This window comes from Microbulbifer sp. S227A, from assembly GCF_049800935.1.
The window spans coordinates 1-22,131 of record NZ_JBNAFZ010000018.1; the positions used below are offsets into that span (position 1 = coordinate 1).

Genomic DNA, 22,131 nt, shown 5'->3' on the forward strand with positions numbered 1-22,131 from the left:
GACCGCGCCGCCGGGTTGCAGCAGGACAAGGCGACCGAGGTGGCACGACTGCGCGGGAGCCAAGAGGCGCAGGAGCTGGGGCGCGATCTTGGCCGCGACCGCGGTCTCGATGACGAGATGGAATTCTGAGGGGGATGACCACCATGACCAAGACACTTCCTCTCTGGGCCGCGCTCCTCTTCGGTGTGATCTGCGGTGCCGTCATCGGCACCATCGTCGCCGCCTTCTACCTGACCCTGGCCCTGAAAACAGGGTTTCAGAGCTTCGACATGTTGGCGCTCTGGAAGGCGAGCGCCGGTACTCGGCTGGCGCACCCCGAAGCCTTCAAGGTCGGCTTCGGTGCAGTCGGCTTCGGGGCGATCGGACTCGGCGCCCTGGCGCTGGCGTGGACCTGGAAGAAAGAGCGCGATGACTACGGCTCGGCCCATTGGCAGACCAAGGCGGAACTGAAGAAGAACGACATGCTGCAGGCCCCCGGCAAGGGCTTTGTCTGCGGCAAGCTCGGTTCCCCGACGTCCAATGCCGAGTTCATCTCCTCGACCACCATCCCTCATGTGATGATGGTGGCGCCGACCAGGGCCGGCAAGGGTGTGGGTTTCGTGATCCCGAACCTTCTGAGCTTTGCGGGCTCGGTGGTGGTGCTCGACGTGAAGGGCGAGAACTTCGAGAAGACCGCGCGGCTCCGGGCGCTGAATGGCGACGAGGTCTATCGCTTCAGCCCCTTCGATTGGGCCAATGCCACGCATCGCTACAACCCGCTCGCCCGGATCGCTAAGGCCCCGACATTCGCGCAGCGTTTCACAGAGGTCTCGATCCTCGCCGACCTCTTCCTCGACAAGGACAACAAGACCCTCGACACCTTCTCCGAGGCTGGCAAGTCGATCTTTGTCGCGGCCTGTCTACTGGCGATCCAGCGCGGCACGCCGAACCTTGGCGAGGTGAACAAGATCGTCGCCGGGGGCGAGTACAAGAACGCCCAGTACAAGACCTATGCTGACGAGGCCGAGGAAGACATTCTGCGCGAACTCTGGACCAACGCTGCTTCAGCCTCCTCGCGGCTCCTGACCTCGAACATTCAGGCGCTGATGACCGCCGGTCTCAAGCAATGGGACAATCCGGCGGTGCGCTCCGCCACCGAGGCGAGCGACTTCGACTTCTCGACATTCCGGAAGACCCCGCAGTCGCTCTATATCGCCGTCTCAGAGGATCACATCGCGACATTGGCGCCGCTCCTGCGTCTGATGTTCGCCGATCTCATCGCCTCGGTCCGTCTGAACGAACCAGGCCCGGACGAGCCCTGGCCAGTCATGATGATGATCGACGAATTCCAGCAAATGGGGGCGATGCCCTATCTCGAACGCGCGATCCATTCCTTGGCAAGCTATGGCGGCCGCGTCGCGATGATCGCGCAGTCGCTGGCCTCGCTCGACCGGATCTATGGCCCCGAAGGCCGCGAAAGTCTCGAGAACGGAGCGGGGCTCAAGCTCTACATCACACCGCGCGACCAGCGTACGGTGAAGGAAGTCTCGGCCGCCGTCGGCAGCACCACGCGCGAGGCGGTGACCCGGATGTACGGCCGGAACAAGGGCTTCCTGGGCGCGACCTCGACCTCGGCGCGGCTCGAAGAGCGGCCCCTGCTTTCCGAAACCGAAGCGCGCCTCATGGATCCCGACGAGGTCATAATTCTCGCTTCGCCCCAGCATCCGATCAAGGCGAGCCGCATCAAGTTTTACGACGATCCCTTCTTCAAGGACATGCTCGCCCGCCAGGAAGGCAAGCCCTTCCCCTATCCGCCGAGCGTGCAGGGCGTGGGGCCTTGGGGAGGCGATGCTGGTGATGAGGCCGGCGCAGACGAGCAGGCGAAACCAGCCGAGCGCGCGCCAGTGCGGGAGCGCTCGCAGCGCCGCGAAGCGCGCGCGATGAGCTTAAGGACGATGGAGGCCGGGCGCGGGCAGCCCGAGCCCGAGACGCTCGAGCGGGAAGCTGCGGTGCCGAAGGAATGGGAGGCGGCGCTCGACCGGCAGGAAGATTTCATCGAGGAGTTGTTGGGTGGGTGATGACCGAAATGTGTTTCAGTGCTAGTCAACGAACTAGCGGTTTCGCACCCGTTTTTGTTGGTCACTTCATCACGAGCTGATCTGGAAATGTCTGACGATCCAGTGCGATATACGGTTGAAAATTCTGTCGCAAACAAGGATTGTGGGTGTCTATTCAACCCCGCAATCTCCCACAAGCAGAGCTCCTCCATTCGGACGAAAGTTCGATGGCAATGGCACAGTGGAGCCCTAGGGGCAAAAACAGAAAAAAGGCAGGCTTGCAGTGTCTGAGAGATACCGAACGGAACTACGCAGCGCCGAGAAGGCATATCAGTCAGCCATTAAGGCGGATATCTCCGAACTCTGTCGCGTCGTGGACGGTTGGCGAGAGAGCCCCATGATGATGGTTGGCTCCGGAGGATCTTACTCTGTGGCTAGCTTCGCGGCTCAGATGCATGAACTGATGGAAGGCGAAGCTGCCAAAGCTGTCACGCCGCTCGAAATCATCTCCGGCCCGACTACGAACGCTGGTATTGCATGCTTTTCGGCAAGTGGTCGAAACCGAGATATTGGTGTGGCTTTCAAGGCCGCAGCTCAACGAGAGTTCTCTCCGCTTTCCGCGCTGGTTTTAAGAGATGAGAGCCCCCTTCACGCTTTGGGTCGAAGGTTTCAGTACGCGGATATCGTCGACTTTCAGTCTGACAGCTTCAAAGATGGTTTCTTGGCAGTCGCATCTTTGGTCGCATCTTCCGTCCTGATTACGCGTGCGTACCAAGCGTTGGGACCTGGTAGCGAGGACTTGCCTTCTTCGCTTGAGGAACTCATGCACCAAACCGTTTTCGGATGGAGCGCGGAGGTCATCGCCAGTCAAGCAAAAGAACTGTGCTTGAACCGGACCGTCAGCCTATTGTTCACGAACTCTTTACGAGCAACATCTGTCGATCTTGAGTCTCGCTTCGTTGAAGCAGGTCTGGGGAACTTGCATGCTGCGGACTTGCGAAATTTTGGGCACGGAAGACATTTCTGGATGCATAAACATAAGGCATCCACGGGTATCGTCTGTTTGGTGGGCGACGGAATGGAGCAGCTCGCAACCAAGACCCTTGAGGCCTTACCGCAAGAAATTCCGCGACTGAGAATAGATTTTCGCGGACCCAGACACCTACAGGCAATTGCGGGAATCGTAGCAGGTTTGCATCTGAGCCTTGGAGCTGGCGAGGCCTCAGAAATAGACCCCGCCAAGCCAGGTGTGCCGGAGTTCGGAAGGCGGCTCTATCGGATCGGTCCGATGCTTCCTTCGGAATCTCAGAGGGAGCTGAATCTGAATGCTGCGCTCGCGCGGAAGGGAGTTGATCTCTCAGGCGCAGACAAGGAGACTTGGTCTGAGCATTATTCCAGAGCAATTGATTTTGTCAGAGATGCTCCCATTCAGGGTTTGGTTATGGATTATGACGGAACGCTCTCTGATGACCGCGATCGGTTCAAAGTTGGCCTCCGGCCAAAGGTAGCCGAAGAACTGAACAGGCTCCTTGAAGGTGGGTTGCCCATAGGCATTGCAACGGGTCGGGGACCAAGTGCAGGCGTGTCTCTAAGGTCGAGCATTAAGCGAGAGCTCTGGGGGCGAGTACTCGTTGGGTACTATAATGGCGCAGTAATTAGTTCTTTGAGCGACGATCGTGATCCCCTACTAGAAGAATTGGATGCGGTTGAACCGATACTCGTAGAACTGCGCAAAGGTGCATTTCTGTCTTTCTGCGAAATTCGTGCGAACTCAAGACAGATTTCAATAAAATGTCCCAGGAGACGAGACATATCTCGGGCGCTTACAGAAATTCGTGAGGCGTTGAGAGTAGGTGGACTTGATAGCCGAGTAGTAATTTCCAGCCACTCAGTGGATGTACTAATCGGGGGGCAAAGCAAACTCATGTTGGTCGAAGAGCTGTGCAACTGGGCAAAAGTGGACAGTGGCGCGGTCTTGCGCATTGGTGACCGCGCCGATCCAGCGGGGAACGACTTTCAGCTCTTGGATCATCCACTTGGTCTAAGTGTCGATCAGGCGAGCGGACATCCGAAAACAGGTTGGGCATTGGCTCCCGCGGGCATCCGTGGTGTTCAAGCGACGGTATTCTACCTTGAGAGCCTTGTAAAACTTGAAGAGGCTTGGGCTATGGCTATTAAGCCCTCCGATCGAGGTCTGACGAATTGAAGAGAGAACTGGCGGAAACACTGCTTACAAAAATAATGGGGTGGTCCGATGCCGAGAAGGCCGAGGAAAGAGCTTTGCTGGAAAGCTTTGCGTCCTACAAATACGACGAATATCAGCAATTCGCTCCTGGGCGCCGTTTTCTGGAGAGTCTAGCGCTGTGGTTGCAGCAATTTGAAACCAAGGGCGAACGAGATATTGCCTATGCCTTCGTGAAGGAGCGGCTAATATTTGTTTCAAATGCCGAGATAAACAGTCTTGTTGGATTGGCCTTCCCGACCTTTGTTCGTCCGAAGTTGATTGCTGATACAGCGGAAGGCCATTCAGCTTTGGAAGCTCATCGCGTGAAATCGATAGTTAAATCCAAAGAGTATCGCACAAGATTGCGAAAGACGCTGTTTCTTGGATTGAGCGACGGTGCACGTACCGACCAGTTTCGAAGAGCGCATCCACAAGACATCACTCATGAGCAAGTGTTTCACGCGTATGATATGTCTTCGCCAAAGGCTAAAGGCTTTACGGAAAAATTACAAAAGGATCTCTCGACGATCGCTGGCGCGGAAGTACCGGAAGATCAAGCCAAGTTCGAGTATGTAGTCTTGCTGGATGATTTTACGGCGAGTGGGACCAGCTACCTTCGAGAGGGAAAGAATGGAGACTGGGACGGAAAAATTGCGAAGATTATCCGCGAACTCGATAGCGACGAGCTTTTGGGTAGTCTCGTGGCTCAGTCCGGAGTTTCTGTTCTCGTCGTGATCTACATCGCAGCTGATCAGGCGATAGAACACATCGAGAAGCGTTTGGAACGGCTGCCCTTTTCAAAGGGATCAATCGAGTTCAGGGTTGTTCATCGCCTCAACAGCGGCGTGAAACTGGCGCCGCCAACGGACGATGGAATTTTGTCTCTTGCCGACCAAGACCGCTATTTTGACCCTGATGCAGACGATGAACATTCGAAGGTTGGTGGCACGTCCAAACGTTTCGGCTATGCAGGGTGTAAGTTGCCGGTAGTTCTCGCACACAATACACCCAACAACTCCATCTTCCTTCTGTGGGCTGAAGATGTGCACAGGGTGCGCGGTCTATTCCCTCGTGTCAGTCGCCATGGAAAGTTTGAGTAGCAGTGAGAAACCCATTCCGCATAAGAGCATCCCAGCGTTCGGTGAGTGATGAACAGTTCGTCAGACTGTTCGGGCCTGGTGCTTTGGATGTCGTCGACGACAAAGAAGATCCGTTCTCCGGACTTGTCTTCTTTCGAAGCGCTCCTGGGGGCGGAAAGACAACCTTGCTGCGAATGATGCTGCCGCGCCCGCTCGAGCTCGTTGTGTCGTTGCGGGAAGATCAGCAGGTCAAGCCAACGTTCGATGTCTTGAATAATCTCGGTGCCGTGGATGAAAACGGAGCCAATTTGCTTGGTGCCATGATTTCATTCTCGACAGAGTATCAGGATCTTGCACAGATCGATCGCGGAAATGGGTTATTCAGATCGCTTCTGGATTCTAGAATTGTCATCGCGACGCTCCGATCACTCCTTGATCAAAGCGGACGACTATACCCGGATGATCTGAACACATTGCGAGTCACTTGGGAACCAGAGTCTGGTGCAACTGTGCCTGCATCCGCGAGCGGAACAGAGCTGTTTGAATGGGCTTCTGAGATCGAACGCAATTTCTATGACACGATGGATGACCTAGGGGAGCCAGATGAACTCCAAGGCGGCCATACAAGGCTCGACAGTCTCAAGTGGTTTGCCAGGGCGAGAATGTTCGATGGGCGCGGAGAGGTTCGGTCCCGGCGAATTCTCCTTTTCGACGAACTTCAATTCTTGGATAATACGCAGCGCAAAAGTCTAATAAACCTAGTAACCAATGCAAGGGAGCCGTGCGGTATTTGGATTGCCGAGCGCCTCGATGCGATGAGCCACCAAGACTTGTTGACGGAAGGCGCCTTGGAGAAACGCGATTACGACTCCGTTATCCAGCTTGAAACACAGTGGTCCGGCAAGCGGTCATCTGGTTTCACGCGATTTGCCGAGCAAATTGCCAATCTTAGGGCATCCAAGGCGGACGGTTTTGAAGGGCGAGAGTTTTTCCCTTTAGTTGCGAACGAGGAAGAGCTGGCTGAAGGCGACACTAGATACGGCGAGAAGTCATCCGACATCGAAATGCGACTTGTCGAGAAGACCGCCGGTGACAGCCGCTATGAAGAATGGATTGCCGCCGCTCGAGAAGATGGCAGAGATGCGATTTTGTCAGCTATAAAATGGCGGTCCACGGAGATCCTGATCGAGCGGGACCTAAGGCGGAGCCAGGCATCATTCGCATTTGACGTTCTGCCGGCTGATGAGCTCGATGAAAAGGAAAAAGCCGTTTCGAGGGCCGCTGAGCATTTTCTTAGAACCGAAATGGAAACTCCACTGTACTTTGGAAAAGACACGCTAGCTGCTGTGGCGAGTTCGAACATCGACCAGTATCTTGAGATTGCCGGAGCGTTGTTCGAAGAGATTTCTGCAAAGATCACCGGTCCAAGGAGCATTCCGCGTTCGTTGTCAGCGGAACGACAGGACGCGATAATTCGTGAAGTGGCCGAGCTAAGATGGGAAGGCTTGGTCCGGCGCCTGCCCCAAGGCTACGATGCAAAGAGATTTCTAGAAGCTCTCGGTAAATACTGCCGCGATCAGACCTTTCGCCCAACCGCTCCCTATATGCCGGGAGTTACGGGGTTTGCGATATCAATGCAGGACCGAAATACGCTTGCAAGTGAAGATGAAAAAAAAATTAAGCATTTTCTCCAATTGCGAAATGTCATCACGTCTCTAGTTGCACATAATTTGATCACCCCGCACTTGGATCGGAGGGCGAAGGGGAAGTCCTACATGGTTTTCTATTTGAACAGATTGCTATGCGTGAAATTTGGCCTGCCGCTTGGATATGGCGGCTGGCGTGAACAATCACTTGGAACACTCCATCGCTGGATGGAGCTCGGCGACATAGGGGAGCAGTCGGACAGGGAGCCGCGGCTTGTCTAGCGAGGTCACTATCATGCGTTGGGATCCCTATATCTTCCGTCAGGGTGAGGATTTTGATAACTTTTGGAAGAATTTCGCAAATCAACCTTCCAGGCGTTTTTTGTTTGTGCTTGGGCGTGGTTATGATCCGAGGGCTCTGTCCGTTTTAGATAAGATCGTGGGTTTTGGTGGGGAGGTCGATATTTGGCTGCTTGCCTTCGACAACGGCTTCCAAGATAGCGAATTAAGAATCCAGCTCACGCTCGAAAACGTTCGAAAACTTGAAGCTTTGGTCGGCGCATCGAAGATTCGCGAGATTGAGGTCTCACTCGGACGCTCCGGACAAGGCAACGCCACTTCTAGAAACGTGCGGCAGGCATTGCGTGCCGCGGGTTCGTTGGACGTGTATACGGACGTCGTGGCAGATATCAGCGCAATGCCAAGGATGGTGGCGCTTACGGCGGTCGCATCTCTGCTCCACGAGCTTGACAAAATGAGCGTGGATGGACCGGACGTAAATCTCCATGTGACGACCGCCGAGAGCGTGTCGGCGGACATCGGCGCCGCGCGAGGCACGCTCCGTGATGACGTCACCAACGTAATCGGCTTCACCGGGCAGCTTGATAGTGAATCGACCGATCAGATTCCTCGGGTATGGTTTCCGGTGCTCGGCGAACAGCAAGGAATTAGGCTGTCACGCATCCGCGACAAATTGAACCCTGACGAGATTTGCCCGGTGATCCCGTTCCCGACGAGAGAACCACGTCGCGGAGACGAGATCATTCGGGAACATCGGCAACTCTTGTTCGAAGAGTTCCAAGTCGAACCAGGCAACATTCTCAGAGCATCAGAGTATAATCCGTTCGAAGCCTACAAGCAGATATTCGCCGCCATGGACCGGTATCGGCGGGCGCTGAGCGAGCTTGGTGGTTGCAAGGCTTTCGTGTCACCACTATCTTCCAAGCTTTTATCGGTCGGTGCGTTGTTGGCGTGCTATGATCACAAGTACGGGGCCATCGCAGGAGATCGCATGTCAGTGGGCGTTTTGTATGTAGAAACAGCGGACTACTCCGATCCTGTCATAGATGCAGGTACGGAGTACCAGCTCTCATCGATGTGGCTTCGCGGGGACTGGGAACGATGATCGACGACAGGAAGCAGGATGCCATCGAGTTGCGGGCCATGGGAACAGGCTTCGTGGCCATGGATGTTGTGGAGGGCCTCGACGCGACCTTTGCTTCGGCAGGCGGTTCGTGTGGGAATGTCATGGCTTTGTTGAGCTGGCTGGGTTGGGATTCGTATCCTGTGGCGCGGCTTGGATGTGATGAACCGGGAGACTTTGTTGTTCACGATCTTCAGTTCGACGGCGTGAACACTGACTTTGTATGGCAGGAACAGTCGGTCTCCACGCCCGTTGTCGTTCAGAAATTCAAAGTAGATGCCGAAGGCCACAGGTCACATCGTTATGTGTTGACTTGCCCGGATTGCGGCGGCTGGCTTCCAAGGTTCAGGTCAACGACTATACGGCAAATCCAGCCGGTATTGGATAGTCATTGCGTTCCCGATATCTTTTTCTTTGACCGTGTGTCTCCGAGCGCCTTGAAGCTAGCCTCTTGGGTGCGCGAAAGTGGAGGTCTAGTCCTCTTTGAGCCGTCTTCGATCGGGGATGAAAGCCAGTTCCAGAAGGCCGTCGATGTTTGTCACGTCCTAAAATTTGCCGAAGACAGGCTGGGTCACATTAACGAAATCCGTGATCTCACTGGGCCAGATATTATCGTCCAAACCTTAGGGCCGCGAGGCTTGGAATTTCGCCTTGGCTGGGATTGGTTCGAACTTGATGCATTCGAGGCGCCATATTTTCTTGATGCTGCAGGATCAGGTGATTGGTGTACCGCACTGCTCTTGAGTGAACTTGGCAATCAGGGAAATTTGAATCCCGTATCCTGGACGCCGAGGTTAATTTCTGACGCACTTCGACGAGGGCAAGCGGCGGCGGCCCTAAACTGCGGATTTGAAGGTGCCCGCGGGGCGATGCAAGCAGCCGACAAGGATGCTTTCATGTTGGCGGTTTCAGACCTGATGGCTGGCAAGGAACCTTCAGTTGAAAGATTGACCGAGGGTAAGGCTGAGCCGCGAGTGAATCTGTGTTCGCTATGCAAGATTGTTCCGTTTTCCACGGGGAATGATGCCGAAACCGCCTAAAGTACTGTGACACAAGCGGTGCCCACGCACTATGGTGCCGGGGCCCAGTTCTGCCTACGAGCCTCAAGGCGGCGGCTGGTTTCTGCTCCCAGGTAGATGAAACTCCGTGATCCCCCGCTTCCCGTCGGCCCGCCCGAGCTGCACAATCACATCGATGGATTTCCGGATGTATTCCCGCACCTCGGCGAAGGTCAGCGGTGTGCCAGCCTGCAGCACCATGATCGCCAGCCGGTCGATGGCCAGTTCCGCGGTTTCGGCGTGGATGGTGGAAACCGACCCACCATGACCGGTGTTGATCGCTTCGAGATAGGTCAGGGCCTCGGCCCCGCGTAACTCGCCGACGATAATCCGGTCGGGGCGCATGCGGAGGGAGGCCTGCAGGAGGGAGTTGGCGCTGCGTTGCGACCCGGCACCGCGGTCGGCCAAGAGGGCGACGGTGTTCGGCTGGCCGGGGAAAAGCTCAAAGGCGTCTTCGATGGTGATCAGCCGTTCGTGTTCGTTTACATGCGTCAGAAGGTGCCGGGCGAAGGTGGTCTTGCCGGTCGAGGTGCCGCCACTGATCAGGACATTGAGCCGCGCCTCGACCAGGGTCTGTAAGGCAGCTTCGAGGTTCTCTTCGGCGAGACTGGCGATGTTTTTCATCTGCTCCGCGCGGAGCGCGTCGAGAGAGACGGCCTTGCCGAAGAGATAGGTGGGCGCGTAGTCCCGGACGCTGCCCGAGGCGAAGAGGCGGATGGTGATCGAAGCGCCGCGATCGATAGCGGGCGGCACGGCGACCTGGACCCGGAGGGGCCGGCCTGCATATTCCACCTTGCCGGAGACGAGCGGGTTCTTTTCAGAGACGCGGGCCTTGGCGTCACCGACGATGGTCTGGGCCATGTTGAGGGCTGTGGTCCGGTCTACGGTCTGGCCTTCGTGGCGCATGGTGGCGTCGCCCGCCACCTCGAGCCAGACTTTGCCATCCGGGTTGATCGCGATCTCGACCACGTCGTCACGGCGCAGAAGGTCACGGAACGGGTCGAGATAACGCTCGAGGTAGGAGGCTGGGCTTTCTGTCCTGGTCAATAGATTACTACATCCCGGTCCACGAGCACGGTAACCGAGGCCCCCTGATCGATATAGATCGTCGGCGCAATCGAGACCTGATCGGCAATGACGGACCCCACCGCGTCCTGCAGGTCGCTGCCGACATCGCCCAGGACGATGCTTGCGGTTTCATTGCTGGCACTCTCGGCCGCGACGGCTGGCGCCGCCCCGATCACGGAAATCAGGGCCGCCCCGCCGAAGCGCTCGGCAAACTTGGTGTCAACGAGACCGGTGAGGCCTGAGCGGCCAAGCTGGTCTCCGCCGACTGCGGCGATTTCCATCGAGGTGCCGTCCGGGGTCAGGACGCGGGTCCAGAGGATCAGGATGCGCTCCTGATGCATCTCGATGCCGGAGCGGTATTGGCCAAAAAGGCGGGAGCCCCGGGGGATCAGGATCCGGTCCCCGGAAAACGCCGGGACCGGCTCGGAGACGACCGCGACCACGGAGCCCGGCAGATCGCTGTTGATGGCGGTCTGGAGGGCGGCCTGGATGACCGAGCCTTGGGTCAGCGTGCGCTCAGGATGGGTAAGACGGGCGGCCTCCTGCACCTCGAGCGGCCGCGCGCTCTGCAGGAACGCCTCATTGCCCGAGAGCACCGGCCCGCCGGTTTCAGCGGTCGCCGGATCGGCCACTGCCGCGCCACTCGCACCGCCACGCGGACCGTCGGCATAGACCACGGCGGGGGATTTGATCTGCGCGGTCAGAAGCTCCTCGGCGACACGTTCGGCCTCGCGCTGGCGTTGTTCCTCTTCCTGCCGCCGGCGTTCTTCGAGCAGGCGCTGATCGGCGATCAGCCCTTCGCGATCGAGCTCGGCCTCGAGCCCTTCGCGCTGTGCTCGTTCGGCATCGAGCATGGCCTGCAGCCCTTCGATGCGGGTTTCGGTCTGGCGCTGGAGGTTGGCCAGCTCGGTTTCCTTCTCCGCTATAAGTGCTTCCAAGGCCGCCTTCTGGTTATCGAAGGCCTCGCGCAGGTCCGCAACGGCGGACTGGATTTCCGAATTGCGGGCGGCCTGGCTGGCGGCGAGGGCCTCGCGGAGCTTGGCGATCTCGGCCAGCACCTCGGCGCTCGGTTCCGCGGCAGGGGCGGCGGGCACATCGAGCGCCTCCTCGACGGCGATCAGCGCGTCGTTGACCCGCTGCTCGGTCTCGTCGGGCGGGAACTCCAGCCGACCGCCGGTGCCGGGGCGGCGGTCCTGGAATGTCTCGACATCTGAGGTCTCGAGTGCGCTGTCACCTTCTTGCAATCCTGTGGCAAGGAAATACGCCCCTCCGGCCCCGCCAAGAGCGAGAGCGGCGGCGAGCGCGCCGACCCCGAGGCTGTTGCCGCGGCGTTTGGATTTGCCACGCTGGCTGAACTGATCGAGGCGGTCCTGCAGGTCGGGAGGGGTTTGATCGGCCATTGTCAGTTGCTCACATAGATCGCGCTCTCGTCGCGCCAGGCGCAGATCGCCTCGTCGCCGATGCGCAGCGTCCAGTAGGTGTTCACCCCGAGCACGCGGACAGTGTTGCCTTGCTGGGTCCAGTTGACCGTGCGCTCACGGCCTTGGTCATCTGCTTTCAAAAGAGCGGGCTGGCGACCGTTTTCCGGGAAGACGAAATACGTATAGCGCCCGTCGTCGTAGATATGGCTGGGGCGAAAATCTCCTTCACCTGAGATACGGTAGTTGTAGTTACGCGGGGCCTCAAACCCCTTGGGCTGGGTGGCACTCGCCGCGCGGCGTTCTTCGTCGGGGTAGCGGAAGCGCACCTCGAAGAACATGCCGGTGCGGTTCGGGATCGAACCTTCGCGCAGGTGGAAGGAATAGGTGCGTCGGTTGGTGATCACGGTCATATTTGTCGAGGCCTGCGCGACATGCGGTTTGATCGTCAGCACGTTGCCGAGCTCGGGGATCGGGTCGACCTGGAAGCTTTCTGTGTCGCCGACAATCACCGCCTCGAAGCGCTCGCCCGTCCCGAAATGGATCGTCGTCGAATGTCTGAGATCGGTTTCGATCCGGTAGACCTGGTTTTCATTATAGACGGCGGTGCGGATGCGGATATCGAGCGGGCCGCCTTGCGGCGTGGCCTCGGCATTGGCGGCAACAGGGAGGACAAGCGCCAGGAGGAGCGCGGGCAGGGATTTCATCTTGGTCAGTTCTCCAGGGTCTCGGCGTCGACGCGGTAGGAGGTCACCACGAAGCCCAAGGGGTTGGCCCAGACGTCCTGAAGGCGCTGGCGGGTTTCGGGTTGGAAGTCGTAGCCGACGGTCGCCACGTAGGACCGGGTGACGGTGCGCGTGTCGCGCGGCCGGCGCAGCGTCCGGGTGAAACGGACCTGCGCCACGCCGCGCTCGATCTGGTTCACCGACTTGATCACCACCTCGATCTTGGCGTCGCGGCCATAGACGGTGATCGGGTAATCCTCATTGGTGGAGGACCAGAGATCGCGCAGCGTGCGTGCGGCATCGCCGTCCGAGCGGTCGAGGACCGAGTTGATGCGTTGCTCGCCATCGGTCAGGTCATAGGTCTCGCGGTCATCCACGTAGGCCACGAGATTGGCCTGGATGATGGCGTCGCTCTCGGAAAGTGTGAGCGCCTGGACAGCCGCAACCCGGTCCATCTCGCCGGTTTCCTTATCGACCACAACGACGAAGGTCTCGGTCGATTTGAGGGGAAAGAGGCTCGCGCCCGCGACCATGCCGGTCACGCCCACCAGCACGCCCGCCGCCGCGACGAACCAGGCGAAGCGCTCGCGCCGTCTTGGCCCGTATATGAAATCCGCTTCAAAAGCGTCGCGGTCAGGCGCGGACGAACTGGTCACAAGCTTCTTCAAAGTAGTCGTCTTTCACATCAAGGTTTGCGGAAGGCCTTGGCGGCGGAGAGAAGCGCGCCGGGGCTTTGCCGGATCATCTCGCCGGTCTTCACGACGCCCGCATTGGCCATCTGGTTCAGTTCCTGCGGGGACTTGCCGGTGACGACGCGTGCGGTCGCGCCCGCGCCGTACTGGCGCGTGTTGACGAAGCCCTGACGTGCAAGGCCGGTGAGACCCACGGCATTCGAGGCAATGCCGACGACGCCGGTGAGGTTGGAGGCGATATATGGCACCGAGGCCATGATCCCGGCGCTGAGGATCAGAATGACGAGGAAGGGCAGGATGAGGCTGACAGTCTCGACATCGCCGGGATCGGCGGAGGCGTCCCCGATGGCCTCGGCGATGGCGACGATGATGCCCGCGGCGCCTGCTGCGGCGACGGGCATGAGCGCGTAACCGATGGTGGCGCGGGTCCAGGCCTCGAAAAGGGACTGGGTCGGCTTGAAGAGCGAGGTCACGATCATGAAGGGGGCGATCACGATCATCAGCGCGAAGACGATGCGGGCGAAGGCGATGATCCCGGCGGTGACGGCGGCGAAGACGGCGGAGAGGACGAAGAAGATCGCACCCAGCACCGCGCCGAAGACCCAGCCTGCGCGGTCGCCGATCGTGTCGCCATAGGCGGTGATGCGGGCGACCATGTTGTCGAGGCTCTCATAGACCCCGGCCTCGTCGCCCGAGCCGGTGAGCGCCAGGATCGAGGCGCCGACAGAGTCCGGCACCCGCGTGACGATGTCATAGATGACGCTGAAATTGTCCCAGCTCTGCGCAAAAATACCCACGAGCGCGATCTTCATACCGAAGGCAAAGCCGGTGCCGAAGGGCAGGGGGCGGAGTTGCATCACCGCGTTGATCCCGAGAAGCACGACAAGGAGCGCGGCCCCGGCGGAGATCACGTCGCCGACCGCGCCCGCCGAGGAGACGAAGCCGTCCTGCGCCACGGTATCCACCGCGGCGTCGACCTGGCTCAGGATGTCGCGAATAACGCCCATCTATTCCGCACAGGCCTCCACAACACGGGCCTCGAGGGCGTCGGCCAGCGCGTAAAGGTCCAGCACCTTGAAGGGCAGACGCGGATTTTCCGAGGTCTGGAACCGGGGCAGGGCGGTGAGCGCCTGATCCCAGGTGAACTCGTCCAGCAAGCATGTACAGCTCTCCGAGGCGAGGGCTTCCTCGGCCATCAGGATGCGCAGGATCGCGCGGTAGCCGTTGCGGAGATAGGCGGTCTCGGCCAGATCGATGGGCGGTTTCGGGACACGGCATGCGTCGGCCTTTTCCCGCGCGATGGCCATCGAGTTGAAGGGGGTGTCACCGGAGGGCTGCGCGGTCGGAGTTTGGGCCAACGCAACACTTGGTAGGGCGGCCACGACAAGTGCTGCGAGACAAAGAGACCGGATTGGTGCCAAGCTGCGGGTCATGAATTGCCTCATGGATCCACCGCCATCGACCGGAATTTGCGCTCATCCGCGAGGGTTGCGGCATCGACAACGCCCAGCTGGCCTGCACTGACGCCCTGGGCCGCTTCCAGCCGCCAGATCTGGGTCAAGATGATGCCGAGCTCGGCGGTGACGCGGGTGTTGAGATCGACGGCGGCCTTCAGCCCGTCCTGATCGTCGATCAGCCCGACCATGGTCTCGAGCCGTTCGAGGCTTTGACCCGCCTCCTCGTGGCTTTCCTGCGCGGCGACGGAGAGCATAGCGCTGGCCCCGGCAGAGGCGGCGATGCGGTTGTCGGCGGGCTGATCCGATCCCGAGAGCGTGCTCAGGCGTTCCGAGGTGAAGCCGCTGCCCGAAAGCACGCGCTCAACCGAGGCCGAGAGTTCTGCGCCCGGATTGAACCCGCTCAGGAAATCGCCGCTGGCCAAGGACTGCGCGGTATTGAGGGGGGCCACCAGCTTGCCGCGAAGGGCGCGGAACTCTTCGACTGTGGCAAAGAGTTCACCGAGCCCGCTGCCCTCAATGAGCGAGGTCAGTTGCGCCTCGAGGTTCGTCAGCTGCGACAGCTGGGTTTCCAGTTCCAGCCGCATTGTGGCGAGCTGCTGCATCTGGACATTCAGATCTTCGGCCATGTGCTCGAGCTGGGCGACAAGCTGGCCAAGCTGTGAGCCATCAAAGGTTGGTACGCCCTGGGTCGCTGCGGGCGAGGTGAGCCCGAGTGTGGTGACTGCGGCCACGGTCAGGAGAAGATGTCTCATTCGGGAACTCCCATCTGCATGAAGTCGCGCTCTGCCAGACGGTCGGCCACGAGGTGCTGCGTGTAGGCCGCCTCGCGCTGCTGGTTGGCCGCCATCAGCCTGAAGCGAAGGTTGAGAATGCGGCCGATTTCGGCCTTGGCGTAGGTGTTGAGCTCCCAGGCCGCCTTGGCATTGGGCTGCGCATCGATCTGCAGGATGATCGCGCGCAGGCGATTGATGACCTGTTCGGTCGTGGCGGAGCTGTCGGCGGCGTAATAGACGCCCGCCTCAGAGATGCTGGCATATTCGGCGAGCGCAAAGTCTGAGGGAGAGAGTGTGCCGAGCGCGTCGGCGCCACCAACCACGGCGAGGTATTCGTTGTAGAACTTCGAGATGTTGCGCACGTAGCCTTGGGTCTCAGTGAAGGGTGGCACCCCGCCGTATTCGATGACCCGGCCCGGCCCCGCGTTATAGGCCGCAAGTGCATGGGGGATATTGCCGAAGCGGTTGAGCTGCGTGGTGATATAGCGCGCGCCGCCGCGCAGGTTGTCTTTTACGTTATAGCGATCGACGCCAAGATCGGAGGCGGTGCCAGGCATGAGCTGGGTCAGGCCATAGGCCCCGACCGGGCTTTCGGCGGCGACGTTGAAGCGGCTCTCCTGCTTGATCAGGGCCTGGAAGAGGCAGCGCCACTGGGTAGCCGAGAGACCGGCGCGGGCCACACCGGGCGCGGCAGCGAACTCGCCCGCGACCTCGACGATCATCATCTCGACCGTCTCGCGGCCCTCTCCGAAAAGGCGGCTGTTCATCGGGCTTGGATCATTGTTCGGGTAGACCGCCGCCACTCCGAAATCCGCATTGCCCTCGAGCGCGCGGATATCGAAACCGGGACCGGTGATCGCTGCCGTCATCTCTTCGAGAACGCGCAGCTGGTCGGCCTGGACATCGGCGAGCGTGGACTCGGTCCGATCCTTGTCCTGCTGGACGCCCAGATCCTCGGCCAGTGCCGTCACCCGCGCGATGGCGCGACCGATCGCGGAATTGTCCTGTGTCGGCACTCCCTGGGCATGTGCGGGCAGGGCGCCGAGGCCAAGGCAAAGCCCGGCGGATATGATCGCGACACGGCTCATTCCGGACGGGGCAGGGGCTCGAAGGTGCAGTCGGGTTTGGCCGTCTCCTGAGCCGGTGCGCCCATGGTCGAGAAGGAAAGCGCGGACCGCGTCACCTGCGGCTCGCCATTGCGTCCGAAGCAGGGCGAGGTTTTCTCGGTGTATTTCTCGCAAGCGGAAAGAAGGCTCGCGGCGGCGCAAAGCGCGAGGAGGGGTTTCGAACTCATATCACATGTCTCCAGAAATCGGGATTGGCGCGCCAATCGGCAGGCACGCGGGCCTCGCCAGTGGCGCCGCCGCCAAGGATGGGAAGGAGGTCGCCAAGTGCGGAGAGATCGGCATCGACGAAGACGCTGTCGCCCGCCGAGCGGATAAGCGCGATGCGCTGGCCGATGGTCGGCTGCACGAGAAGGGCAGCCTCCTTGGCGTTGACGCGGAGAAAATCGTAATCGGAGACGGTGGCGCGATCGTTCGGGAAGAGGATCTGCGTCGGCACCGTCTCGACGATGGTTTTGCCGACGCGGCTGTCGCGCAACTGGCTCGGATACTGCGTCATCATGATGACGACGCAGTTCATCTTGCGAAGCGTCACCAGCCAGTTTTCCAGCCGCGCCCCGAAATACGGATCGTCCAAGAGCTTCCACGCTTCGTCGAGCACGATGATGGTGGGACGGCGGTCTTCGACCACGCGTTCGATCTGGCGGAAGATGTAGGAGAGTACCGCCATGCGCTCGGTCGTCATGTCGAGGATCTCGGTCATATCAAACCCGACGATGTCGCCCGTGAGCTTGAGGCCCGCGCCGCGCTCGGGCTCGTCGAACACCCAGCCATAGCGCCCGCCGGGGGCCCATTCGGCAACGCGGGATTGCAGCTCGCCATCATCATCGAGTGACTGGAACAGGGTCTCGAAACTGGCGAAACGCTGCAGCGCCGCCCCCGCATCGGCGTTCTGGCCGACCGCGCTTTGGATATGGCGGGATTGCTCGCCCGAGAGCGTGCCATTCCGTGTGAGAAGTGTCGCAAGCCAGTCCGAGAGCCAGGCGCGGCCGCGCTCGTCGGTTTCGGTGGCGAGCGGGTTCAGACCTGTCGGCACGCCAGCCCGGATTTCGTTATAGCGCCCGCCGAGGGCGCGCACGGCCATCTCCAGGCCGCGATCCTTGTCGAAGAAGAAAAGCCGTGCGCCGACCCGCTGCGCCTGCGCTGCGAGAAAGGCAGTGGTGAGCGTCTTGCCGGTCCCGGTGCGCCCCAGAACCAGCGTATGGCCAACGGTCGGTTCCTTGCCTGGGGCTCCCGCCTCGTGGAAATTGAAGCGATAACCAGAGGTGCCGACCGTGGGCAGGACCGAAATGGTCTGACCCCAGGGCGACTGATCAGGACCGCGTCCTTCGACGCTACCATGCAGAGCTGCGAAGTCGGCGAAATTGATGGAGGAAATCGGCGTCTTGCGAGCGCGGTAGCCGAAATTGCCGGGGGATTGTGCGAAGTAGGTGGCTTTCAGCGCCATGTTCTCGCGCACGATGACGGACATGATCTCCTGACCCACGCGTTTGATCTGGGCGGCGGCCCGTTCGAGCGTGTCGCGGTCCGGCGCGTAGACCGCGATGGAGAGGTGATGGTCCCCGAAGGCGATGCGTCCTGCCTCCTGGTCGTCGGCAGCCTGGCCCAATTGTTCGCGCAGGGAGACGGCCGCATCGTCGGAGGCCTGCATCTGGCGGATGATGCGCTGGATGCGTTCGGCCATGATGTTGTTCGGGATCGGGCTGAAGGAGTTCGTGAGCACGATGTCGAGCGGCAGGTCGAGCGCGTCGAGCAGCGTCACATCGGTCAATGCCGGGTAGGTCTTCATCGAAAAGAGCGCGCCGTATTTGACCCGCCCAGTCACGGCGTCGGTCAGGGTGACGACGTCGCCGTCGAAGGTCGCGCGGCAATTGCTCAAAATATGTGAAAGAGGCAGAGCGCTTTGTCCGAAGGCTATGGGGGAGAAGCTGCCCGCGTTCAGCGTGTTTAGATAGCCCAGCCATTCACCACCCGTGCGGGTCAGGCGCACAGGGTTGGCCGAAGACAGAGCCACCTCGAAAAAGCCCATGACCTCGTTCAGCTCCTGCAGGCGCGTCGCGCGGTCCTTGACCCAGGCTTTGCGGGCCAGCGTCCGAAGGAATGGAATGCGCGCGGAGATATCGGGGCGCCGGATCACGCTGAGATAGAGTTGGCGCTTGGCCGGGCGCAGGTCTTTCACATGGGCCTGCCAGCGGGCATCTATCGCGGCGGCGAAGCTGTCGCCCTCGATGGGGCGCATCCCCAGATCCTGTGGCACGGAGATGCGGTGGATGTAAAAGCCGAAGGCATTGCCGGTCTGGGCGACGATGGCGGCAACCGCGCGCTTGAGCGCATCGAGCCGTGCGTCTTCGCTGGTCATCGGGTTCAGACCATCAAGGCGCAGGGTCGCCATCAGATCGCCCTCGCGCAGCACCATCACATCGTCATCGGCAAGCGCGAAATACGGCAGGTGATCAGCGAGATAGCTCTCCCGCGCGAACTCCCCGCCGCCAGCCTGAAGCAGAGCGGTTCCGTGAGTGGAAAGTGTGCCCGCATCAAGCGCCAAAGCTGTCGCCTCCATGCAGGGCGCGGTTCTTCGTCGGGCGCACCGAGCCGTAGGAAACGCGCAGGACCTCGAAGAAATGCGGCTCGCGGTCGGCGACGAACCAGAGGATCGGATAGGCGACGAGGCCGATCAGGAAGAAGACCATGGACTTGGTCCAGATGAACGGCAGAACGACCCCGGTCGCCAGCACCACGAGGTATCCGACAGGGAGGCCCAGATACTTGGGCGGTCGGGCGAGGCCCAGAAAAAGGGGGGATCGTTCTGCCAACTCTATTCTCCAACCTCAGGAGAAGCCGTCGACGATGGTGCCGGCCGAGAAGATCAGCACGATCCCGATGATGACCGAGGCGAACCAGCCCCAGTTCAGCCGCCCCATCATGCACATGAAACCAGTGCCGATGACGGCGAGTGTGGCAACCGCGATCCCAATCGGACCGGTCAGCGCGGCCTCGACGGTTTCCAGCATGGTCTGGATCGGCGACAAGTCCTGCGCGAAGGCAGGGCTTGCGAGAGCCGCCAAGGTTGTGGTGGCAGGCAAGAGGCGGCTGAGGCGATGTCGAAGCATGCGAAGTTCCCTTGTTTTACTGAAGATCGATGAGGACCGGCGCGCGGGCTGGAACCCGGTCTGCGACGCGGATGTCCGGCGCGGAAACAGGTGTACCCGCAAGTCGGGACCGGATCCGGTGGATGCGCGCGATGTAGTCGCGGGTCTCGATGAAAGGCGGGATGCCGGAATACTCGACCACCCGGTGCGGTCCGGCATTGTAGGCCGCGAGCGCCAAGTCGATGTCCTTGAACGTTCCGAGTTGTGCGAGCAGATACCGCGCCGCGCCGTCGAGGTTCTGGGAGGGATCGCGCGGATCGACGCCGAGCGCACGGGCAGTATCCGGCATCAGCTGGCCAAGACCATAGGCATCCTTCGGGCTGACGGCGGTCGGGTTGTAGCTGCTTTCAGCCTCGACCAGGGCGCGGAACAGAATTTGCCAGTCGTCCGCATCAAGGCTGACCTGCCGCAGGGCACGGTTCCCCTGGTGGCGGACGGCAGTCGTGCGGATCAGGGAGAGGGTGTCGTCGCGACTGGAAGGCGGCGTGGCGTCCAACGAGGCCAGAACGACCTCGGCTTCAGCGCTATGTTCCAAACCAGCCCAGGCAGGGCGCTCACCGTGAAAGGTCCAGCCCGAAGTCCGGGCTGTGCCGTCGCGGCCGAAGGCGATAACGTCAGCCGCGCTCCTCGAGGGTGATGCTGTAGTCAGGACCAAAGCGCAGATCGCGCCCGTCACCGAACTCGAGATGATGTTTGAAGAGCCCTGGCCATATGTTGAAATACCGCGGCTCAGGCCCGTGCGGGGTGATCCGGGTCGAGACCAGAATGGCTTCCGGCTCACCCTCGCGCAGGTAGATGCACTGGTAGCGCGGCTTGCCATCGTCCGTGAACCCCACGAGTTCATACCGGCAGCGGAACGCGATGCCCTGTTCGGACAGGTCTTTGACACCATCGATGGTGATCAGGATCTGGTTGCGCGCTATCGGCATGTTCGGACTCTCCCCACGAGAGCCCTTCTACTGCACGACACTAAGGCCATAAAGTCATATGGAGTCAATACGACATATTGCAGAAAAATACATATTGCGCGATAGTCTGCGCAACTTTTGCGGGAGAGCGACATGAAGCGACAGGCGATGGCAGCGGCGATGGGGGTGATGGCGGTGTTCGGAGCCCCGGGGAAGGCGCAGGCCTATGACATCGACTGCGCCATCATGCTCTGCATGGCTGGCGGCTTCCCCCCGAGCGCAGTCTGTGCACGGGCCTATCGCACTATGATCCGCCGCATCACGCCCTGGCCGAGCCTGCCGCCCTTCGGGGTCTGCACCTTCGCACATGTGCCGGTCGAGCTGGGCGGGCCCGGCGGGGAGGGCGAGCTCGACACCACTCTGCCCGAATACGAATGGCTGAACCGCACCCATGTGATCTGGTTCACCGGTCAAGCCTATAGAGAAAGGGGAGGTGAACAGTATTGGGACTGGTCTCTCCGTTCCTGCGACCGAGAGAACCGCACCTGCCGGTACATCCAGCGGGTCTACCGATCCCACACGCCCTGGCCCGAGGCATTCGTATCGGAAGGCGGTCAGGAGATCGCCTATCCGACCGGCGGAGGTTCCTCGTACTTCTATTTGCGCAGTATCATGGTTGAATACGGCGACTACGAGGGCAACATGGGCCACTCGGAGTGGTTCTCCTACTGATCCGAACGGTCTGATGCCTTCAGGGAAACTGGGCGAAGCTCGACCAGACAAGCATCAAAGCGTTCTGGATCGACATGCCAGCGGCGGCTCACCGAGCCATCATTCCAACGGTAATCGGTGAACAGGTGAATCTCCTGCGCACCGTCGTTCAGAAACCCGTTCTGGAAGGGCCAGCCTGTCTTCTTCTTACCCATCGAACTCTCTGCACTCCATTTGACTACCTCTTGAGACGTTCCGCTCCAGGACGCATCAGGGGCTGGCAAAAACTGGCTAGCGTTTTGTGAAGAGCTCTGCTGGATCTACGTTCAGTGCTTTGGCGATACGTTCGAGAAGGTCGAGGGAGGCCGCGAACTTGGCGTTCTCGAGCTTGCCCATATGGCCGCGACTCACATCGGCCCGATGAGCAAGCTCCTCCTGGCTGAGGCTGCGGGCGCGTCTCAATTCCTGGATGTTTAGTGCTACACGGTCCCGCAAGTTCATGCCGTTGAAACGGACACGATGCGCGAAATATCGCCACGCGATATATGTTACATTCGGAAGTGCAGAGAAGAAATCTTGGGATGGCGCGAGATCGCCGGAATGGAATGCCTGCCGAAACGCAGGTCACGTGATGATCCGT

23 protein-coding genes are annotated in these 22,131 nt (G+C 60.2%); 7 read left to right on the forward strand and 16 right to left on the reverse strand.

Annotated elements, in window-relative coordinates; translation table 11 throughout:
• Window positions 1–143 precede the first annotated feature (143 nt).
• From ACP15R_RS24255 to ACP15R_RS24280, 6 genes are all read left to right on the forward strand, one after another.
• On the forward strand, window positions 144–2,057 hold the full coding sequence (locus ACP15R_RS24255) for a type IV secretory system conjugative DNA transfer family protein (RefSeq protein WP_424988518.1): 1,914 nt from the start codon (window positions 144–146) through the stop codon (window positions 2,055–2,057).
• 376 nt (window positions 2,058–2,433) lie between these two features.
• A complete protein-coding gene (locus ACP15R_RS24260; RefSeq protein ID WP_424988519.1) occupies window positions 2,434–4,242 on the forward strand; it encodes an HAD hydrolase family protein in 1,809 nt (602 codons plus the stop codon).
• Window positions 4,239–5,360, forward strand: coding sequence for a phosphoribosyltransferase-like protein (locus tag ACP15R_RS24265; RefSeq protein ID WP_424988520.1), 1,122 nt, complete (start codon window positions 4,239–4,241; stop codon window positions 5,358–5,360). Before ACP15R_RS24260 ends, ACP15R_RS24265 begins: the two co-directional genes overlap by 4 nt.
• 41 nt (window positions 5,361–5,401) lie before the next feature.
• A complete protein-coding gene (locus ACP15R_RS24270; RefSeq protein WP_424988521.1) occupies window positions 5,402–7,267 on the forward strand; it encodes a hypothetical protein in 1,866 nt (621 codons plus the stop codon).
• Between the two features lie 13 nt (window positions 7,268–7,280).
• On the forward strand, window positions 7,281–8,390 hold the full coding sequence (locus tag ACP15R_RS24275) for a hypothetical protein (RefSeq protein ID WP_424988522.1): 1,110 nt from the start codon (window positions 7,281–7,283) through the stop codon (window positions 8,388–8,390).
• On the forward strand, window positions 8,387–9,448 hold the full coding sequence (locus tag ACP15R_RS24280; protein ID WP_424988523.1) for a carbohydrate kinase family protein: 1,062 nt from the start codon (window positions 8,387–8,389) through the stop codon (window positions 9,446–9,448). Before ACP15R_RS24275 ends, ACP15R_RS24280 begins: the two co-directional genes overlap by 4 nt.
• Before the next feature lie 63 nt (window positions 9,449–9,511).
• Here the strand turns inward: ACP15R_RS24280 and virB11 are convergent, their stop codons facing one another.
• The 14 genes from virB11 to ACP15R_RS24350 form a co-directional block, all read right to left on the reverse strand.
• Window positions 9,512–10,513, reverse strand: a complete 1,002-nt coding sequence (gene virB11, locus ACP15R_RS24285; RefSeq protein ID WP_424988524.1) for a P-type DNA transfer ATPase VirB11 — start codon at window positions 10,511–10,513, stop codon at window positions 9,512–9,514.
• Window positions 10,510–11,934: a TrbI/VirB10 family protein gene (locus tag ACP15R_RS24290; protein ID WP_424988525.1), complete on the reverse strand. Its 1,425-nt coding sequence runs from the start codon at window positions 11,932–11,934 to the stop codon at window positions 10,510–10,512. The genes virB11 and ACP15R_RS24290 overlap by 4 nt, the downstream gene beginning before the upstream one ends.
• A gap of 2 nt (window positions 11,935–11,936) precedes the next feature.
• Window positions 11,937–12,659: a TrbG/VirB9 family P-type conjugative transfer protein gene (locus tag ACP15R_RS24295; protein WP_424988526.1), complete on the reverse strand. Its 723-nt coding sequence runs from the start codon at window positions 12,657–12,659 to the stop codon at window positions 11,937–11,939.
• Between the two features lie 5 nt (window positions 12,660–12,664).
• Window positions 12,665–13,345, reverse strand: coding sequence for a virB8 family protein (locus ACP15R_RS24300; protein ID WP_424988527.1), 681 nt, complete (start codon window positions 13,343–13,345; stop codon window positions 12,665–12,667).
• Between the two features lie 17 nt (window positions 13,346–13,362).
• Entirely contained in the window at window positions 13,363–14,376 is a 1,014-nt protein-coding gene (locus tag ACP15R_RS24305) for a type IV secretion system protein (protein WP_424988528.1), read from the reverse strand.
• Window positions 14,377–14,802 (reverse strand): hypothetical protein, encoded by a 426-nt coding sequence (locus tag ACP15R_RS24310; protein ID WP_424988529.1) that lies wholly within the window; start codon window positions 14,800–14,802, stop codon window positions 14,377–14,379.
• 8 nt (window positions 14,803–14,810) lie between these two features.
• Window positions 14,811–15,578 (reverse strand): type IV secretion system protein, encoded by a 768-nt coding sequence (locus tag ACP15R_RS24315; protein WP_424988530.1) that lies wholly within the window; start codon window positions 15,576–15,578, stop codon window positions 14,811–14,813.
• Window positions 15,575–16,687 (reverse strand): transglycosylase SLT domain-containing protein, encoded by a 1,113-nt coding sequence (locus ACP15R_RS24320; protein WP_424988531.1) that lies wholly within the window; start codon window positions 16,685–16,687, stop codon window positions 15,575–15,577. The genes ACP15R_RS24315 and ACP15R_RS24320 overlap by 4 nt, the downstream gene beginning before the upstream one ends.
• Complete coding sequence (locus tag ACP15R_RS24325; protein ID WP_424988532.1) at window positions 16,684–16,893, reverse strand: hypothetical protein; 210 nt, start codon at window positions 16,891–16,893, stop codon at window positions 16,684–16,686. Before ACP15R_RS24325 ends, ACP15R_RS24320 begins: the two co-directional genes overlap by 4 nt.
• Window positions 16,890–19,268: a type IV secretion system protein B4 gene (locus ACP15R_RS24330; RefSeq protein WP_040701707.1), complete on the reverse strand. Its 2,379-nt coding sequence runs from the start codon at window positions 19,266–19,268 to the stop codon at window positions 16,890–16,892. The genes ACP15R_RS24325 and ACP15R_RS24330 overlap by 4 nt, the downstream gene beginning before the upstream one ends.
• Window positions 19,258–19,536 carry a type IV secretion system protein VirB3 gene (locus tag ACP15R_RS24335; RefSeq protein WP_038070148.1) on the reverse strand — a complete coding sequence of 93 codons (279 nt, stop codon included), beginning with the start codon at window positions 19,534–19,536 and terminating at the stop codon, window positions 19,258–19,260. The genes ACP15R_RS24330 and ACP15R_RS24335 overlap by 11 nt, the downstream gene beginning before the upstream one ends.
• 15 nt (window positions 19,537–19,551) lie before the next feature.
• Window positions 19,552–19,833 (reverse strand): TrbC/VirB2 family protein, encoded by a 282-nt coding sequence (locus tag ACP15R_RS24340; protein ID WP_007120605.1) that lies wholly within the window; start codon window positions 19,831–19,833, stop codon window positions 19,552–19,554.
• Between the two features lie 16 nt (window positions 19,834–19,849).
• Window positions 19,850–20,407, reverse strand: coding sequence for a lytic transglycosylase domain-containing protein (locus ACP15R_RS24345; protein ID WP_007120604.1), 558 nt, complete (start codon window positions 20,405–20,407; stop codon window positions 19,850–19,852).
• A 79-nt stretch (window positions 20,408–20,486) separates the two neighbouring features.
• On the reverse strand, window positions 20,487–20,801 hold the full coding sequence (locus tag ACP15R_RS24350) for a hypothetical protein (RefSeq protein ID WP_007120603.1): 315 nt from the start codon (window positions 20,799–20,801) through the stop codon (window positions 20,487–20,489).
• Between the two features lie 132 nt (window positions 20,802–20,933).
• On the opposite strand from ACP15R_RS24350, the gene ACP15R_RS24355 reads away from it, so the two are divergent.
• Entirely contained in the window at window positions 20,934–21,512 is a 579-nt protein-coding gene (locus ACP15R_RS24355; RefSeq protein WP_007120602.1) for a hypothetical protein, read from the forward strand.
• Here the strand turns inward: ACP15R_RS24355 and ACP15R_RS24360 are convergent.
• Window positions 21,506–21,706, reverse strand: coding sequence for a hypothetical protein (locus ACP15R_RS24360; protein WP_007120601.1), 201 nt, complete (start codon window positions 21,704–21,706; stop codon window positions 21,506–21,508). The genes ACP15R_RS24355 and ACP15R_RS24360 overlap by 7 nt on opposite strands.
• Window positions 21,707–21,782: 76 nt before the next feature.
• Complete coding sequence (locus ACP15R_RS24365; RefSeq protein ID WP_007120600.1) at window positions 21,783–21,992, reverse strand: helix-turn-helix domain-containing protein; 210 nt, start codon at window positions 21,990–21,992, stop codon at window positions 21,783–21,785.
• Window positions 21,993–22,131: the final 139 nt, after the last annotated feature.

Bases quoted from the DNA above. Each gene is read 5' to 3' on its own strand.
- ACP15R_RS24255 (WP_424988518.1), top strand. From the start codon at position 144: ATGACCAAGACACTTCCTCTCTGGGCCGCGCTCCTCTTCGGTGTGATC.
- ACP15R_RS24260 (WP_424988519.1), top strand. From the start codon at position 2,434: ATGATGATGGTTGGCTCCGGAGGATCTTACTCTGTGGCTAGCTTCGCG.
- ACP15R_RS24275 (WP_424988522.1), top strand. From the start codon at position 7,281: ATGCGTTGGGATCCCTATATCTTCCGTCAGGGTGAGGATTTTGATAAC.
- ACP15R_RS24280 (WP_424988523.1), top strand. From the start codon at position 8,387: ATGATCGACGACAGGAAGCAGGATGCCATCGAGTTGCGGGCCATGGGA.
- ACP15R_RS24290 (WP_424988525.1), bottom strand. From the start codon at position 11,934: ATGGCCGATCAAACCCCTCCCGACCTGCAGGACCGCCTCGATCAGTTC.
- ACP15R_RS24295 (WP_424988526.1), bottom strand. From the start codon at position 12,659: ATGAAATCCCTGCCCGCGCTCCTCCTGGCGCTTGTCCTCCCTGTTGCC.
- ACP15R_RS24305 (WP_424988528.1), bottom strand. From the start codon at position 14,376: ATGGGCGTTATTCGCGACATCCTGAGCCAGGTCGACGCCGCGGTGGAT.
- ACP15R_RS24310 (WP_424988529.1), bottom strand. From the start codon at position 14,802: ATGACCCGCAGCTTGGCACCAATCCGGTCTCTTTGTCTCGCAGCACTT.
- ACP15R_RS24315 (WP_424988530.1), bottom strand. From the start codon at position 15,578: ATGAGACATCTTCTCCTGACCGTGGCCGCAGTCACCACACTCGGGCTC.
- ACP15R_RS24320 (WP_424988531.1), bottom strand. From the start codon at position 16,687: ATGAGCCGTGTCGCGATCATATCCGCCGGGCTTTGCCTTGGCCTCGGC.
- ACP15R_RS24325 (WP_424988532.1), bottom strand. From the start codon at position 16,893: ATGAGTTCGAAACCCCTCCTCGCGCTTTGCGCCGCCGCGAGCCTTCTT.
- ACP15R_RS24340 (WP_007120605.1), bottom strand. From the start codon at position 19,833: ATGCTTCGACATCGCCTCAGCCGCCTCTTGCCTGCCACCACAACCTTG.
- ACP15R_RS24350 (WP_007120603.1), bottom strand. From the start codon at position 20,801: ATGCCGATAGCGCGCAACCAGATCCTGATCACCATCGATGGTGTCAAA.
- ACP15R_RS24355 (WP_007120602.1), top strand. From the start codon at position 20,934: ATGAAGCGACAGGCGATGGCAGCGGCGATGGGGGTGATGGCGGTGTTC.
- ACP15R_RS24360 (WP_007120601.1), bottom strand. From the start codon at position 21,706: ATGGGTAAGAAGAAGACAGGCTGGCCCTTCCAGAACGGGTTTCTGAAC.
- ACP15R_RS24365 (WP_007120600.1), bottom strand. From the start codon at position 21,992: ATGAACTTGCGGGACCGTGTAGCACTAAACATCCAGGAATTGAGACGC.